The 14,770-nt window shown below is 64.0% G+C and carries 15 protein-coding genes and 1 pseudogene; 6 read left to right on the forward strand and 10 right to left on the reverse strand.

All coding sequences use genetic code 11. The annotated features are described in order from the left end of the window. The first annotated feature begins 1 nt into the window (after position 1). From G481_RS0115065 to G481_RS0115075, 3 genes are read left to right on the forward strand one after another with little or no spacing between them, the layout of a single operon-like run. Positions 2-1,147: an efflux RND transporter periplasmic adaptor subunit gene (locus tag G481_RS0115065; protein ID WP_028030779.1), complete on the forward strand. Its 1,146-nt coding sequence runs from the start codon at positions 2-4 to the stop codon at positions 1,145-1,147. Further along, on the forward strand, positions 1,144-2,277 hold the full coding sequence (locus G481_RS0115070) for an ABC transporter permease (RefSeq protein WP_028030780.1): 1,134 nt from the start codon (positions 1,144-1,146) through the stop codon (positions 2,275-2,277). Before G481_RS0115065 ends, G481_RS0115070 begins: the two co-directional genes overlap by 4 nt. 3 nt (positions 2,278-2,280) lie before the next feature. Then, complete coding sequence (locus G481_RS0115075) at positions 2,281-2,973, forward strand: ABC transporter ATP-binding protein (protein WP_028030781.1); 693 nt, start codon at positions 2,281-2,283, stop codon at positions 2,971-2,973. Positions 2,974-3,156: 183 nt separating this feature from the next. Here G481_RS0115075 and G481_RS26990 read toward each other — a convergent pair. The 6 genes and pseudogenes from G481_RS26990 to G481_RS23995 form a co-directional block, all read right to left on the reverse strand. After that, positions 3,157-3,246, reverse strand: a pseudogene (locus G481_RS26990) (DUF6915 family protein); the annotation flags it as partial. Between the two features lie 10 nt (positions 3,247-3,256). Beyond that, on the reverse strand, positions 3,257-3,748 hold the full coding sequence (locus G481_RS0115080) for a DUF6878 family protein (protein WP_028030782.1): 492 nt from the start codon (positions 3,746-3,748) through the stop codon (positions 3,257-3,259). Between the two features lie 101 nt (positions 3,749-3,849). Next, positions 3,850-4,368 (reverse strand): hypothetical protein, encoded by a 519-nt coding sequence (locus tag G481_RS0115085; protein WP_028030783.1) that lies wholly within the window; start codon positions 4,366-4,368, stop codon positions 3,850-3,852. A gap of 97 nt (positions 4,369-4,465) precedes the next feature. Next, the gene (locus G481_RS0115090) at positions 4,466-4,966 is read right to left on the reverse strand and encodes a hypothetical protein (protein WP_028030784.1); all 501 of its coding nucleotides are present in this window, start codon (positions 4,964-4,966) and stop codon (positions 4,466-4,468) included. 89 nt (positions 4,967-5,055) lie between these two features. Further along, on the reverse strand, positions 5,056-6,255 hold the full coding sequence (locus G481_RS0115095; protein WP_028030785.1) for a hypothetical protein: 1,200 nt from the start codon (positions 6,253-6,255) through the stop codon (positions 5,056-5,058). Positions 6,256-6,596: 341 nt separating this feature from the next. Continuing rightward, the gene (locus G481_RS23995; RefSeq protein ID WP_035026280.1) at positions 6,597-7,466 is read right to left on the reverse strand and encodes a LysR family transcriptional regulator; all 870 of its coding nucleotides are present in this window, start codon (positions 7,464-7,466) and stop codon (positions 6,597-6,599) included. Between the two features lie 138 nt (positions 7,467-7,604). On the opposite strand from G481_RS23995, the gene blaRCP reads away from it, so the two are divergent. Beyond that, positions 7,605-8,486: an RCP family class A beta-lactamase gene (gene blaRCP / locus G481_RS0115105; protein ID WP_028030786.1), complete on the forward strand. Its 882-nt coding sequence runs from the start codon at positions 7,605-7,607 to the stop codon at positions 8,484-8,486. Positions 8,487-8,808: 322 nt separating this feature from the next. Here the strand turns inward: blaRCP and G481_RS0115110 are convergent, their stop codons facing one another. Then, complete coding sequence (locus tag G481_RS0115110) at positions 8,809-9,213, reverse strand: single-stranded DNA-binding protein (RefSeq protein ID WP_028030787.1); 405 nt, start codon at positions 9,211-9,213, stop codon at positions 8,809-8,811. Between the two features lie 438 nt (positions 9,214-9,651). On the opposite strand from G481_RS0115110, the gene G481_RS0115115 reads away from it, so the two are divergent. After that, positions 9,652-9,969 carry an H-NS histone family protein gene (locus G481_RS0115115; RefSeq protein WP_028030788.1) on the forward strand — a complete coding sequence of 106 codons (318 nt, stop codon included), beginning with the start codon at positions 9,652-9,654 and terminating at the stop codon, positions 9,967-9,969. Positions 9,970-10,088: 119 nt separating this feature from the next. Next, complete coding sequence (locus G481_RS0115120) at positions 10,089-11,183, forward strand: Fic family protein (protein WP_028030789.1); 1,095 nt, start codon at positions 10,089-10,091, stop codon at positions 11,181-11,183. 147 nt (positions 11,184-11,330) lie between these two features. Here the strand turns inward: G481_RS0115120 and G481_RS26395 are convergent, their stop codons facing one another. From G481_RS26395 to G481_RS0115135, 3 genes are all read right to left on the reverse strand, one after another. After that, positions 11,331-11,495, reverse strand: coding sequence for a hypothetical protein (locus G481_RS26395; protein WP_018001789.1), 165 nt, complete (start codon positions 11,493-11,495; stop codon positions 11,331-11,333). A gap of 392 nt (positions 11,496-11,887) precedes the next feature. Beyond that, positions 11,888-12,361 (reverse strand): hypothetical protein, encoded by a 474-nt coding sequence (locus G481_RS0115130; protein ID WP_028030790.1) that lies wholly within the window; start codon positions 12,359-12,361, stop codon positions 11,888-11,890. 99 nt (positions 12,362-12,460) lie between these two features. Further along, a complete protein-coding gene (locus tag G481_RS0115135; protein WP_028030791.1) occupies positions 12,461-14,632 on the reverse strand; it encodes a ParB/RepB/Spo0J family partition protein in 2,172 nt (723 codons plus the stop codon). Positions 14,633-14,770 lie beyond the last annotated feature (138 nt).

Here is a 14,770-nt window from a genome sequence, read left to right on the forward strand (position 1 = left end):
GATGCGCAGAACCTGGATCCTTGGCGCGGTTGCACTGGTTGGGCTGGCGGCGGCGGGCTGGTTTCTGACCGAACGGCCCCTGACTGTGACGGTTGTCGTCGCTGAAACCGGGGTGCCCTTGCGCCTTTACGGTCTAGGTTCCGTCGAGGCCCGGATCCTGTCGCGCGTCGGGTTCGAAGTTGGCGCGGCATTGGTGTCGGTGTCGGCAGATGCAGGGGATGCGGTCAAGGCCGGACAGGAACTGGCCGCCTTGCATCCGGCTGAGCAGATAGCGCGCGTTGCGCGGGCGCAAGCAGCGGTTGCGGCAAATGCCGCCGGTCAGGCCAAGGCCGATGCCGCAGTGGCGCGGGCGCAGGCAGTTCTGGCACAGCGCATTGCCGCGAACGATCGACAGAAGGAACTTGCGCGGCAGGACGTCGCCTCTATCCAGCGAGCCGAGGAGGCACAGCGCGACGAGGATGTGGCGCGGGCCGAACTGGCCTTGGCCGAAGCCGATCTGGCCGTGATCCGCGCGCAGGGCGCAGATGCGGCGGCCGCCTTGCAACTGGAACAAACCTTGCTCGCCCATCACCGGCTGGTCGCACCCTATGATGCGGTTGTCGTGGCTCGCCACGTCGAGCCGGGCACGGTGGTCAAGGCCGGTGATCCAATCTTCACCCTGATTGATCCGGCAACGATTTGGGTTCAGGCCTTTATCGACGAAGAACGCGCCGGCCAACTGGCGCTTGGACAAGAGGGTGTCATCCGCCTGCGGTCACAGCCTGCGGCAGAGTTCCACGGCACCGTCGCCCGGATCGGGCTGGAAAGTGACCGCGTTAACGAAGAGCGCCGCGTCTGGCTGACCTGTTCCGACTGCCCCGAAGCGATGTTCCTTGGCGAACAGGCCGAAGTACGCATCCTGACCGGCATACGCGACAACGCGCTGATGGTGCCCGAGGTGGCGATCACCGGCTTTGACGGCTTTCGCGGCATAGTCTGGCTGGTGCAGGATGGTCGGCTACGCCGCGCCGAGCTGACCTTTGGCGCACGCGACGACCGGGGCCGGGTCGAGGTGACAGGCGGCCTGCCCGAGGGCGCCGCGATTGTCGCCATGCCGCCGAAAGGTGCCGACGAAGGCAGACTGGCCCGGATCGGGGACGCGCCATGAATCTGGCGCTGAAAGACATCCGGCATGGCCTGTTCCGCTTTGTGCTGACCTGTTTCGGGTTGGGCCTGCTGATGACGGTCGTTCTGGCGATGATCGGCATCTACAATGGCCTTGTGGCCGATGCGTTGGCGGTGGTCGAGGCCCCCGCGGCGGACGTCTGGGTGGTCGAGGCGGGCACCAAGGGGCCTTTTGCCGAAGCCTCGTCCATTCCCGCCGACAGCCGCGACACCGTGGCCCGCATGCCCGGCGTGGCCGAAGCCGGGGCCATCAATTACCAGACCATCGAGGCCCCCTTCCTTGACCGCGCCTTGCGGCTTTATATCATCGGCTATGAAACCGGACGTCCGGGTGGCCCGCAGATCATCGCCGAAGGGCGCGGCATCGGCACCAGCCATTTCGAACTGGTGGCCGACCGCAAGACTGGCCTTGTGCTGGGTGATACCATCCGCCTTGGCCGCAACCGCTTTACCGTGGTCGGGCTCGTCGAAGGGGCGATGAACTCGGGCGGCGATCCGGCGGTTTACATGACGCTTGCCGATGCGATGGCGCTGCAAACGGAACTTGCTCCGGCAGATCAACGGGTGCAGGCCGCGCGCGGGGCGGGGGCGGTCAAGTCGGCCTCGGTCGCGGCAGTGATCGTGCGCGTGACGCCCGGCGCGGATGTCGATCTGCTGACCGCAACCTTGCGGCAATGGAAGCATCTGGCTGCCCTAAGCCAGACCGAACAGGAAAACATCCTGCTGGCCTCGGTTGTGGACAAGGCGCGCCGTCAGATCGGGCTGTTTCTGGGAATCCTCCTGGCGGTGTCGGCCGTGGTGATCGCGCTGATCATCTACACCATGACCATGGAAAAGCTGAAGCAGATCGCAACGCTAAAGCTGATCGGCGCCCCAGACCGCACCATCATCGGGCTGATCGTACAGCAATCGCTGATCCTTGGGACCGCAGGTTGGGGCATCGGTCTGGTTCTGATCCTGCTTGTCAAGGATGTCTTTCCGCGCCGCGTGGTGCTGGAACCGTTTAACGTGGCCGTTCTGGCCGGGATCATCGTCGTGGTCTGTCTGGCCGCCAGCGGTCTGGGCGTGCGCGCGGCCCTGAAGGTGGACCCCGCCACCGCGCTGGGAGGCTGAGCCATGGCCATCGGTGATATTCTGGTCGATGTGCAAGCCGTGGCCAAGCACTATGGCGAAGGCGAGACCCGCGTCGATGCCCTCCGCCAAGTTGACCTGCAGGTGCGTGCAGGTGAGGTGATCGCACTCCTGGGGCCGTCAGGGTCTGGCAAGACGACGCTTCTGAACATCATCGGCTGCATCCTTGACCCATCCTCGGGTCGGGTGGTGCTGGATGGTGATCCGGTCTTTGACGGCAAATGGCTGCGCAGCGATCTGCGTCGTCTGCGGCTGGACAAGATTGGCTTCATCTTTCAGGCGCACAACCTGCTGCCCTTCCTGACGGCGGCAGAAAATGTATCCCTCGTCCTCGACCTTGCCGGTTGGGCGCCCGAAAAGGGAAAGGAGCGGGCAAAAGAGCTTCTCGATTATCTCGAGGTCGGCCACCGCGCCCCGGTTAAGCCCGCGCTGTTATCAGGGGGCGAGGCGCAACGCGTGGCTATCGCACGCGCGCTGGCCAACCGCCCGCGGATCATCCTTGCGGACGAGCCGACCGCGGCATTGGACAGCAAACGCGCACAACTGGTCATGGACCTGCTGCGAAAGCTTGCCGCCGAGCAGGAAGCCTGCATCCTGACGGTCACCCATGACGAGAAAATCTTCGACCGCTTCGATCGGCTTATCCATCTGCGCGACGGAAAATTGGCAGATGAGTAGTGCCTAAGGACAGTCAAGCATAAACAGATGAATCGGAGATGCGCGACAATCGCGATAGACCACAGGGACCTCCCCGCCGTCCGCACCGCCAGCGCTTTGATCCGCGCAGTGCGGACGGCGGGGTCCCTCCTATGGACTATCGCTACCCTTGGCGCCAAAAAAATCCTTGCCTGTCCAGGTAACATCTAACCAGGCATGCACGGCGATGAAGTCATCAACCGTGCCGCCCCATTTCTTCACGGAGGACAGGGCGTGGTGATAGGGATGTGCCATCGCCGCCTCCTCAGAAATCGTGGGTGTGGAGTTCGGACAAGGTGTACCGCTCGTTGAACTCGAGGTGGATGCATCGGGCCGCGCCGTCGAAGCAGAACTCGCCCCAAGCGCCGTCGTTGTTCTCCCAACCGCCATGGGTGTCGGAGAGGAAATCGTAGGCCAGCTGCTCGACAACATCCTCCAGTGACAGGTTGCGCATCTCGACCTCGGGGTCGTCCCAGGTCAGCGCGGCATAGGCGATCTCGGTCGCGGGGAAATCGACGGCATTCTCACCGGACCATGCGCCGATGCTTTCGATCTGGCCGCTGTCCCCGGCCCCGTCGAAGGTCACGGTGACATGGGTGATGCCGGCGGCCGTGAGGCCGTCGAAGAGGCGATCCTTGTTGCCGGGGCGCAGCGCTTCGATCCGAGCGGCACGCTCGGCATGGGCCGCGAAGATCTGCGCCATGTCGACGGTCGAGGGCGCCATCGGGGGCGCGAGGGTGGGTTCACTCAGGGTCATCGGGTGTCTCCGGTAAGGGGAAGGGATCGGAGCCGGGCCGGGCGATCTCTCTCCCCCGGACAAGCTCCAAATCCCCCCTGCCCTTCTCTGTCTCTCGGGCCTCACGCAGCGACCTGCAGTAACCTGGCGGCGAAGGCGCGCCAGAGCGGGTCGACGAGCCGCCCATCCAGAAGATCGGCGCGGTGGCGCAGCCGCTGCGCAAGATCGGGTTCACCCCAGGTTGCCGCGCGGCCCGCCTGCGCGCGCAGCTGGCTCGCCTCGGTCACCACGCCCCGCGCTTCTGTGGCGCTCATCACCGGGTGACACCACGCGACGGCGCAGTCGCTGGCGGCCCCGGCCAGCACAAGGCGCTCGTCGCGGTCGAAGATTGCTAGCAGCTGGGGCGCGGTGTTCGTGGCCATCCCCTCGGCATGGTCGATCGCGCCCAGCATGGCATCGGCCAGCGTCGCGAATCGGGCGAGCACTAGGGGCGCGGCCCGGCCCGACATCAGATCGGCCGGCGCGCGGCGCGACAGGGTCAGCGCGAACGGATGACTGAGATCGGAGTTTCCAGACGGACAACCTGGCGGGACACCCCGCGCGCCGGTGGTCGGCAGGATGGGCAAGGGCAAGTCGAGCATGGGGGAAACCTCCGACGGCGCAGGGAGCCTCTCTCCCCGCCCTATCCGTCAAAGACCAAACCGCCGCCCTCTTCCTCGAAGGAGCGACAGAAGCTGCTCAACTTGCCGACGGCAAATCACTCCATCGGACACGCAGGTATCGACCTTGCCGCTTAGGCAAATCCTTTCGGTCAATCATTCGACCTGATACCTGGAAATCCTCGTTGATCTTGACCACGAGCAACTTGTTGAAGTTCCCTGCGGTATCGACCACCACGACATCCTTCGTCTTGAAGGGGGTAATCGTTTTCACTTCGACGTGGTCATTGCCAAGTCTTCCGTCAGCGCCTTGCGCGTAGGTTTTGTTCAGCTTGATGCCATACGTGATGGCGCCGAAAAGTTCACCGACATCGCCGTAGACGGCGAGATGAAGACCCGTCTCCCTGTGATAGCTTTCCGCAAGCGATATCAGATCTTCAAAGTAGGGTATCATTGATCGGATGGCGTTGGGGTATTTTGCTCCCCACTCTTTGTAGCGCAGCTGCTCGTCAATTTCTGACCAAGTAACCCATTCGCCATCATCGTAGAACGCGCGATCAGACCAATCGATATCATCCATACTTTTCGCCCAACTTGAATCACTGCAGGCAAGTAGCAATCCAGTTTGGCAATAAAGTGGCCGGAGGCAACAGAGCCTCCGGCACAGGGTCAGCCGACCCGGTCGAGTAGCTTCTTGGCGCGCCCTTCCATGTCGAGCCGGGCATCCTGCTGGGTCTTGTCGCGCGCAAGCCGCGTGATGCCCTGCACGAAGTCGAAGATGCTCTCGGGCGGGCGGCCCTCTTCCATCAGCACCTTCTCGATGATCTTGCCCGACTCCGCCTTCGAGAAGCCGCGCTTGCGCAGGAAGTCATCCCGGTCCTCATCCGTGCGCGCCACGATCTGCTGCCGCGCGGCCTTGATTCCGTTCACGAAACCCTGCGGCGAGGAATTGCCGAAGCGCGTCAGCGCCGGGGCCGCCTCATGTGCGAAGCGCGACGCGGCGTATTTCGAGTGGCGGATCTTGATCTCCTGGAAATCCTCGACGCCCCAGAGGTTGCGGTTCTGGCACACCGCCCGAAGGTAGAAGCTCGCCATGCCGAGCGTCTTGGCGCCCACCTCGGAGTTCCAGCAATAGAAGCCCCGGAAGTAGAGATCAGGGGAACCGTCCGGCAACCGGCCCGCCTCGATCGGGTTGTGATCGTCGACGAGAAACAGGAAGACGTCGCGGTCCGAGGCATAGAGCGTGGTCGTGTCGCGGCTGATTTCGACATCGGGGTTGTAGACCCCGGTCGACCAGTCGAGCACCCCCGGCACCTTCCAGCGCGTGTCGCCGGTGCCATTGCCCGCGATCCGTTGCACCGCCTCGACCAGTTCATGGTCATGGATGCGGCCGTAGTCCGGCCCGGTCACAGCGCGCAATTCAGTGCGGCCATCCTCGGTCTCGAAAGTCTTCACCTGCTCGGCGCGGTGGTTGGTCAGGCCATACTGCAGGTTGATCCCCGCCAGCGGCGCGGGCAACTGCCGCAGGTAGGAGGCCGGAGCGCCGACGATGCTGGCAAGCTGGCCGAACGCCCAATGCGTGGGCGCAACAGGTTCATGCGCTTTCGGCAGCATCAGATGCAACCGCTCGGAGTTATCGCGCGCGGCCTCGACCCGGATATCCGCCGTCTGCACCACTCGGCTGCGGCTGCGGTCGGACCGACCTTTCACATTGGCCCAGAGATCGTCGAGCGACAGATACCGCTCATCATCGGGCCGGTTGAACCATTCGGACGACACTCGCCCGTTCCGCTCACCCCGGCTCACATCCACTTTCCAGCCACCCGCCCGCGCCGGTGCGACTGGATCCAGAACTTCTACAACGCCCATCGGCTATCTCCCGCGACGGGCGCCAGGAGCCACTCTCCCAGCCCTCAACCCGTCGCCGGGAAATCGACACTCCTCTTACTCTGGCTGATGTGAAGGGCGGGAAGCGGACCTTCGCCGCGCTTGGGTCGAACGTCGCGGAAGGGCCGTCTCTGCTGGGCAGACCCCACTCGCTTGGGGGGCAGCAAGCTGTGCCGCCGCAACTCTGCTTCGAGCCCTTTCGAGCCCTTCGTGTCGGTTTTGGGCTTCATGTTGCATGACGGGCATCCAAGTGGGTGCCTGCCAATGTCCGCGGCGCTTAGCGCGCACGGCAGGCTTGGGGGGGGGTGACACGAATTGGATGCTTACTCAGCGCTCTGGCCGGTCAGCCAACGCGAGAACGTGCTCATCGCTGATGTGGCGGGCCGGTCGGACGGCCAGGCGAGATAGTAACGTCCGACAGAAACTGTGACGCCGAAAGGCTGTGCCAAGCGGCCCTGCGCGATGTAGCTCTCGAACATGGAGATCGGCAGCAGGGCGACGCCGGCGCCTGAGGTTGCCAGCTCTGCCAAAGCCACCGAGCTGTCAAAGACCGGCCCGGTGACAGGCGGGCAAGGCACGCCTGCGGCCTCAAACCAGCCCGGCCATTCGGCGCTTCGGTAGCTGCGCAGAAGCGTTACTTGCCCGAGGTCCGAGGGATGCAGCAGCCGTGACGCGAGGCCCGGCGCGCAGAGCGGCGCCATCGGCGCCTCTGCCAGTGGGATCGCATCGTGTCCTGTCCAGCCTCCAGTGCCGAAACGGATCGCCATGTCGAGCCCCTCGCGCAGGATCTCCACCCGGTTGTTGTTGGTCGAGATCCTCAGGTCGATCTGGGGATGGGCCTGTCGGAACGCCTCGAGCCGCGGCATCAGCCAGCACATCGCGAAGGTCGTGTTGACGCCAACCTTTAGCACCTCGATGTCGCGCCGCCCGCCGAGACGGTCGAGCACCCGCGACATCGCGTCGAACCCATGCTCAAGCACGGGAAAGAGCAGGCGTCCCTCGTCGGTCGGGATCAGCCCCTGGGAGGTCCTCAGGAACAGCGCTGTGCCCAGCAGGTCCTCGAGCCGCGCGACCTGGTGGCTGACGGCAGCCTGGGTGACGCGCAGCTCGATCGCGGCCTTGGTAAAGCTGCCCTGGCGCATGGCGACCTCGAATACGCGCAGGGCATTGAGCGGCAGGTCGGGGCGATCCATGGCAGTACCTCAGCTAATGGCAGGCCATAAGATTTGTCGTTTGATGGCTGCGATCAAGCCGAAATATACAGTCCGCATGACATCATGTGATGTCGCATCCCAGGCGCCACTGGCGCAGATCCTGAAAGGAATGGTCCCATGCGGTTCACCGCTACCGTCCTGTCGCGTGTCGCGACAGGGCTCGCTCTCGGCCTGTCCATGGCCACGGCCTCCCTCGCCGAAACGCCTGTCGAGGCGCTCTCCGAAACCGTCGCCCGGATCGAGGAACAGCTCGGCGCCCGCGTCGGCCTCTCGCTCATGGAGACCGGCACGGGTTGGTCCTGGTCTCACCGCGAGGACGAGCTTTTCCTCATGAACAGCACGGTCAAGGTGCCGGTCTGCGGCGCCATCCTCGCGCGTTGGGACGCGGGCAGGCTGTCGCTCTCCGATGCGCTGCCGGTGCGCAAGGCCGACCTCGTGCCCTACGCGCCCGTCACGGAGACGCGGGTCGGCGGCAACATGACCCTCGACGAGCTCTGCCTCGCGGCGATCGACATGAGCGACAATGTGGCGGCGAACATCCTGATCGGGCATCTCGGGGGGCCGGAGGCGGTGACGCAGTTCTTCCGCAGCGTCGGCGACCCGACGAGCCGTCTCGACCGCATCGAGCCCAAGCTGAACGACTTCGCTTCTGGAGACGAGCGGGACACCACGAGCCCGGCCGCCATGTCCGAGACGCTGCGAGCGCTGCTGCTGGGCGACGTGCTGTCTCCGGAGGCCCGCGGGAAGCTGGCGGAGTGGATGCGCCACGGCGGCGTGACCGGCGCATTGCTGCGCGCCGAGGCCGAGGACGCCTGGCTGATCCTCGACAAGTCGGGCAGCGGAAGCCACACGCGCAACCTCGTCGCGGTGATCCAGCCTGAAGGCGGAGCGCCCTGGATCGCGACCATGTTCATCTCGGATACGGACGCGGAGTTCGAGGTTCGCAACGAGGCGCTCAAAGATCTGGGTAGGGCGGTGGTCGCGGTTGTTCGCGAATAGCCTATCCCAGGCGCGGCTTCCGCTCTGAGAAAGGATGTACTTTGGGCTGCGGAGCAGTGAGACATCATGCCATTGCGCAGCCGATGGTGCCGGTGGGGTGCCCTGCAATACCTGGTCGACTGGAGCCGCTCTAGCACCGTCCCTAAAGTCCCGCACCGCGGACCTCGGGATCTTGGATCTTGCTGCGCAGTGGCATGAAGGTCCGGTATGGGGAAGCTGCGCTGCAGCAACGGTGATCTTGGCCAAGGTCCGCAATGGGCCGAAAACGACGGAACCCGGCGGGTTTCCCCGCCGGGCCCCTTCGGGGAAGACCCCGTTCTTTTCAGAACGGGATCTCGTCGTCGCGGTCGACCAGCTCGGGGTTTTCGTTCTCGGCCGACTTCGGGCGGCTCAGGAAGTCAACCTTCTCGGCGATGATCTCGCAGCCGTAGCGATCGGTGCCGGTTGCGTCGGTCCACTTCGTGTAGTGGATGCGGCCATGGACGAGGACCTTCATACCCTTTTCGCAGTGCTCTGCGACGGTCTTGCCGAGGCCGTTGAAGCAGGTGATGCGGTGCCATTCGGTGTCCATGACCCGGTAGCCGTTCTCGTCGCGCATCACGCGACCCTCGGAGAGGCGCGGCCGCGAGGTGGCCAGGGTGAAGTTGGTGATCTTCGTGCCGCTTTGGGTCGAGCGCACTTCGGGCTTTTGACCGATGTTGCCGGCGAGGATAACGATGTTCTGCATGGTAAGCTCCTGTGTTTCCTGTCCCTGGGACCGTCCCTTCGACAAGACCCGGAAAAAGCCTGTCGGCTGAGGCGTGCACGGGAGACGGAACGGCGACCGGAAACCTCCAGAGGGCCGGGGTGGAGCGGGCAGGTGACGCGTTTCCTCAGAAACGCTAGCCAACACGGCCCGGACTGACGCGGGGTTGCGCGCCAGAGGCCGAACAGGCTTAGGGGATTGTCAGTCGAAGGGATGGCACCGGGGATAGGAGCGGCCTGGGGCTCTCGCAGAACTCGGCCTTCCTCACCAAGGCAACCGGGTTGAAGCAGTTGCGAAACCGCCGACCCGGCAGCTCAAGCCAACCTCATCCCCCTGCCCTATCGCGGCGTCCTCCGTGGGAGTTGCGATGTTGCAGCCTGACGGCTATCCCGGACGCATCATTCAGGACACGAGGGCCCAATGGCTGATTTCAATCTCGAGGCGATGTCGCTCAAGGAACTGCGGCAATTGCAGAAGGACCTCGCCAAGGCGATTTCCACCTATGAGGACCGTCATAAGGCCGAAGCCCGCACCAAGCTGGAAGCCATCGCCAAGGAGATGGGCTACTCCCTCGCCGAACTGATCGGTATTGAGGTGAAAGCCACCCGTGCGCCGGCCCTCGCGAAGTATAGGCACCCTGAGAACGCGGCCCTCACCTGGTCGGGCCGGGGCCGGAAACCGCAGTGGTTCGCAGACCACATCAACGCCGGCAAGGACCCGAGCGCTCTGGCGGTCTGACGGAGTTGGGTGACCCCGCCCGGGCGAAGCATGGCCCAAGTTAAGGAAACCGGTTTTTGCTGACACGACTGTTCGATCATGTTAGAAAAACGACGATTTCTTAACACGACGCGGAGCACATGTTAAAGCCGACCTACGCCATTCCCGCCCTGCCACCCCCGGCCGAGATCGAAACCGTTCCGGTCCTGAAGGCGCTCGCTCGCGCCAGCCGCGCGCTTGCGGATCTGAAGGGTCAGGCCAAGACCATTCCGAACCAAGGCATCCTGATCGACACGCTGGCTCTTCAGGAAGCCAAAGCTTCGTCGGAAGTCGAAAACATCGTCACAACGCAGGATGAACTGTTTCAGGCGGATGTTTTCCCTGACGATCCGCAGTCCCCGGCGGCCAAAGAAGTAGCGCTGTATCGCGACGCTCTGCGGCTCGGATACGCACGCTTGGGCGAAACCGGCGGCCTGATCCCAAATTCGGCGCTCATCGACATGTTCCGCTTGCTGAAGGGCCGCAGCGATGGATTTCGAGTGACACCGGGTACTGCCCTCAAGAACGAGCAAACAGGGGAGATCGTCTTCGTCCCGCCCCAGGATGCGCACGAAATTGTCCGCCACATGACGGCGCTCGAACGGTTCATCAACGACGATGAACTCAGCGATCTCGATCCGCTCATCAAGATGGCTTTGATCCATCATCAGTTCGAAAGCATCCACCCGTTTCCGGATGGGAACGGACGTATCGGGCGCATCCTCAACGTACTTTATCTGACCAGAACGGGGTTGCTCGACATCCCGGTGCTCTACCTGTCGCGGTTCATCACCCGTAACAAAGCGGACTACTACAGGCACCTTCAGGCGGTGCGCGACACGGGCGATTGGGAACCCTGGGTCATCTACATGCTGGAGGCCGTTGCAGAGACTTCTGCCACAACAGTCGAGATCGTCACCGGCATCCGACAGCAAATGGCGGACGTGAAGCATCGGCTACGTGAGGACTTGCCGAAGATTTACAGCCAGGAACTTCTGAACAACTTGTTTCGCCATCCCTACACCCGGATCGAATATCTGCAGAACGATCTGGATGTCAGTCGGCAGACGGCCGCGAAGTATCTCGACATCTTGGCCGAGCACGGCTTTGTCGAAAAGCACCGCTCTGGAAAGCACAACTACTTCATCAACGTCGCCCTGGTGAAACTCTTCCTCGACGTTTCGGGCGGACCGTAAACTCGACACCGGGCGTTCGGCTCCTTGGGCAGTCGTGCCGACCTCCGCGTCGGCTCAGATTTCCGGGCCACCGAGAGGTCTGAAAGCCGAACGGACCGGATCGGGGACCCTGCCCCGATGCCGAGCTCTCGGGACAAACCGTGGGCGTCATGCCCACGGATCGACCTCAGCGACCACTTGAACCTCGTCGCCGTCGATTTCATCCGCAGGGACGGCGCCGAAGGTTCCATCCCCGGCCTGGAAGACGACGATCGAGACCATGAGCGTGGCGGCGAGGGAGGCTGCGAAGGCATGTGCATCTTTGCGGGACATCTGTTTGGCTCCTGTCTTGGAGGCGGGGGAGCATCCCCCGCGCGACAGGACCCCGCAGGCCCGAAGACTGGCTGACATCACCGGGTGCGTTCGGCTCGCCCGAATCCACCCGGCGGCACGGGCTCGCCCGTAGTCCGACCCCTTTGCGGGTTGATCTCGAAGACAGGATTCGGGGCAAGGAAGGGAATGGCGAGCGGGGGATGGTGCCCTGACGACTGGAGCCAATTGTCCCGCTGATGCTTCTAACGCCGCCAGCCTCCCGGGCAGGCTCTTGGTTGAAGACTTCCGTATTGGGGGATGGATCCTTTGGTGCCCCGCGACAGCGCGGGACGAGGTTCAAGTGGTCGGTGAGAGGCCGGCTCTTCGGCAGGCCCCTCACGCCTTGTCAGGGCTCAGGCGGCCAGATCCGCGCCCCCTGCCCTATCGCCGTCGTCGGCATCGACGATCTCGAGCCGCGCGTTGCGATAACCTTCCCGCGCGATCCAGAGCTCCGCTGCGGTCACGGACTCCGCCAGATGCAGCAGTTCGCTGTTGCCGCCGAAGTCCAGAAGCACGCGCACCTGCCCGGGCTTCGGTTCCTCGGCCACCTCGAAGACCAACCGGCTGTCCGCCGAATGGCTGCGCATGATGGTGACGAGGATGACCCCGTCCGAGGAGAAGTTCCCTTCATGTAGCGTGAAAGAAGCCGGTGCCGTCCAGGTCGGATAGACCCGCGGCGGTTCCTTCTTCACAAGGCGGCCGACGCCGTTCGAACGCTCCCAGGCGGCGAGCTTCTTGGTGAAACGTGCCGTCGGCTTGGGACTGCCGTCGGTATAGCGGATCAGTGCCCCAAGAGGGGCTGAGTCGATGATGGTTGTTGCAGACATGATTCCTCATCCTGAATGCGAGAAATCGCATCCATCATATTGATATTGCTGTATTTTATGGAGGTAAGGGGCGGGCTTCCCCGCCCCGGATGGCTCAGATCACTCCGCAGCCATCATCGACGCAGCGGTCTCCGGCAGATCGGCCGTCAGGAAAGCCGGGAGATAGACATCTTCGGGTTCGCCCACGTCCTCCCCCTGCCCTTCGGTGATCGGCTCGCCGTCGCCTGCCGCCAGATCGGCCCGACGAAGGACCTCGGGCAGCCAGCCGCTGCCCTTGAGGAGCCGCTCGGCCTCCGTGGCCATCTCGCCCTTCTTCAGATGATCGAGAAGCTGCGCAGTCCCTTCCCCCTTCGCCTCGCGCACGGCATCGAGGATCCGGGCCTTGGGCACGCGGTTGAGATAGCCGTCGACCGTCGGCTCCCAGCCCGCTTCGACCATGTCGAGATCAACCGCCCGCGCCACCAGATCGGCATGTGCCATACGACGGGTCAGACCGCTGGCGGAGATGCCAGCCCCATAGGGGTTCACCTTCTCATGGAGCGCGTTGATGCCGAAGCTGAGGCAATGCGCCAGGAGGGCTAGACGGCTGCTCTGATCGAGAACGTTCAGATAGTCCCAGAGCGCGGCATCGTCGCCGAGGGGCAGATCCGCCTCCCAGGCCGCGTGACGCTCGTCGACCAGCTTGGCCACCACGCTGTCCTTCAGATCGGGTGCCTGCGCGGACATGTAGACGTGGCGCACCGATGCTTCGAGACAGCTGCCCGAAGCAGAGGAGGTGCGGAAGGTATCCGTCACGAGCTTCAGGAGCAGGAGCGTCAGAGCGACGTCCGGCGAGCGCCCGATGGCCTCGCGCAGCGCTAGGGTCCGGTGGGCCGTCAGTTCCATGACCAGCCGCTCGGGCAACGGCTTCAGCGCGCCGTCATCTTCTTCCTCCGACAGGTCAGCACCGATCGGCTGACCACCCGAAGTGATGACGGTGCCGCCGACAGAGGTCCCCGAGGGTTTCCAGCTGGAAACACCGACATCACCCCCCTGCCCCATATCATCCGCGCCATCACCATACTGGACCGCGGTTTCCTCGCGCGGCTCGTCCTCGGGCCGGACATAGCCACGATAGACCGCGAGACAGCCGTCCCGATCCAGCGTGACGAAGACGCCGGCGCGCCCGACCTCGGCCGGATCGTAGATCAAGGGCCGCTGCTCAAGCGATTCCATCGCCGTTTCGAGCTGGCCCAGCCGAGCGTCGATCTCCTCGGGGTATTCGTCCTGGCCGGAGTATTCCTCCTCCAGCGCACGATACTCGGCGAGGAGCGAAGCGTGGGCCGCGCTTTCCTCGTCGATCATCGGGGCGGGATCACCGGCCAGACGCCGCAGACCGTGGCTGTAGCCGTAGGGCAGGTCGGCCGCGACCTCGATCCACTTCCAGCCCTCGGAGACCAGAGCCTCGGCTTCGGCCTGGAGCTTCTCGGCAACCAGCCGGTCCAAAAGGGCAGGGTCCTCGAGCCAGCCACCTTCGTCGCCCTGAAACAGATCGCGCAGGACGACGCCGCCTGCCGCCTCATAGGCATCGACACCAACAAAGACCGCGCGACGATCAGACGCCCGGACCGAGGTCTCGGTCAGCATGCGCCGGATGGCATAGGGCTCCTTGTTCCACGAGTTCTTCACAGCCTCCCAGACCTGCACCTGACGCGCATGATCGGGGTTCACAGTGAATGCCATCAGCTGTTCCAACGTCATGCCATCCTCGGCATAGACCTCGAGCAGGGCAGGGGCCACGGAGGCAAGTTTCAGGCGCTGCTTGACGATCTGCGGCGTGACGAAGAAGGCTGCCGCGATCGCTTCCTCGCCCTGACCCTTTTCGCGCAGGGCCTGAAACGCGCGGAACTGGTCCAGCGGGTGCAGGGCGACGCGCTGCATGTTCTCCGCCAGCGAGTCGTCCTCGGCGAGGATCTCCGACGCAGCATCCCGCACGATACAGGGGATCGGCGCGGTCTTCGCCAGCCGCTTCTGCTTCACCAGCAACGACAGCGCCTGGAAGCGACGACCACCGGCCGGGATCTCGAACATGCCGGTCTCGACGCCCTCGGCATCGAGCATGGGCCGAACGTTCAAGCCCTGCAGCAGGCCGCGCCGCGCGATGTCCTCGGCAAGTTCCTCGACCGAGACGCCAGCCTTGATGCGCCGCACGTTGGTCTGGCTCAGCGCGAGCTTGTCGAAGGGGATGTCCCGTGAGGGGGACAGGGTGACTTTCTGGGCTGCTTTCGCCATCAGATCTTCTCCGCGACGGGCGCCGGAAGCCACTCTCCCGATCTCGCTTCCCGTCACCCCTCAACCCCCCAACCTTTCTCTCTCAAAGCGGGCGGCATGTTTACCGGGGTATACGTGGAGCAAGAGGGGGTTATGTTT

Source organism: Gemmobacter nectariphilus DSM 15620 (genome assembly GCF_000429765.1).
Classification (GTDB): Bacteria; Pseudomonadota; Alphaproteobacteria; order Rhodobacterales; family Rhodobacteraceae; genus Wagnerdoeblera; species Wagnerdoeblera nectariphila.

Coding starts and splice junctions, on each gene's coding strand:
- G481_RS0115070 (WP_028030780.1), top strand. CDS start 1,144: ATGAATCTGGCGCTGAAAGACATCCGGCATGGCCTGTTCCGCTTTGTG.
- G481_RS0115065 (WP_028030779.1), top strand. CDS start 2: ATGCGCAGAACCTGGATCCTTGGCGCGGTTGCACTGGTTGGGCTGGCG.
- G481_RS0115085 (WP_028030783.1), bottom strand. CDS start 4,368: ATGCTCGACTTGCCCTTGCCCATCCTGCCGACCACCGGCGCGCGGGGT.
- G481_RS0115110 (WP_028030787.1), bottom strand. CDS start 9,213: ATGCAGAACATCGTTATCCTCGCCGGCAACATCGGTCAAAAGCCCGAA.
- G481_RS0115115 (WP_028030788.1), top strand. CDS start 9,652: ATGGCTGATTTCAATCTCGAGGCGATGTCGCTCAAGGAACTGCGGCAA.
- G481_RS0115080 (WP_028030782.1), bottom strand. CDS start 3,748: ATGACCCTGAGTGAACCCACCCTCGCGCCCCCGATGGCGCCCTCGACC.
- G481_RS0115120 (WP_028030789.1), top strand. CDS start 10,089: ATGTTAAAGCCGACCTACGCCATTCCCGCCCTGCCACCCCCGGCCGAG.
- G481_RS0115090 (WP_028030784.1), bottom strand. CDS start 4,966: ATGGATGATATCGATTGGTCTGATCGCGCGTTCTACGATGATGGCGAA.
- G481_RS23995 (WP_035026280.1), bottom strand. CDS start 7,466: ATGGATCGCCCCGACCTGCCGCTCAATGCCCTGCGCGTATTCGAGGTC.
- G481_RS0115130 (WP_028030790.1), bottom strand. CDS start 12,361: ATGTCTGCAACAACCATCATCGACTCAGCCCCTCTTGGGGCACTGATC.
- blaRCP (WP_028030786.1), top strand. CDS start 7,605: ATGCGGTTCACCGCTACCGTCCTGTCGCGTGTCGCGACAGGGCTCGCT.
- G481_RS0115135 (WP_028030791.1), bottom strand. CDS start 14,632: ATGGCGAAAGCAGCCCAGAAAGTCACCCTGTCCCCCTCACGGGACATC.
- G481_RS26395 (WP_018001789.1), bottom strand. CDS start 11,495: ATGTCCCGCAAAGATGCACATGCCTTCGCAGCCTCCCTCGCCGCCACG.
- G481_RS0115095 (WP_028030785.1), bottom strand. CDS start 6,255: ATGGGCGTTGTAGAAGTTCTGGATCCAGTCGCACCGGCGCGGGCGGGT.
- G481_RS0115075 (WP_028030781.1), top strand. CDS start 2,281: ATGGCCATCGGTGATATTCTGGTCGATGTGCAAGCCGTGGCCAAGCAC.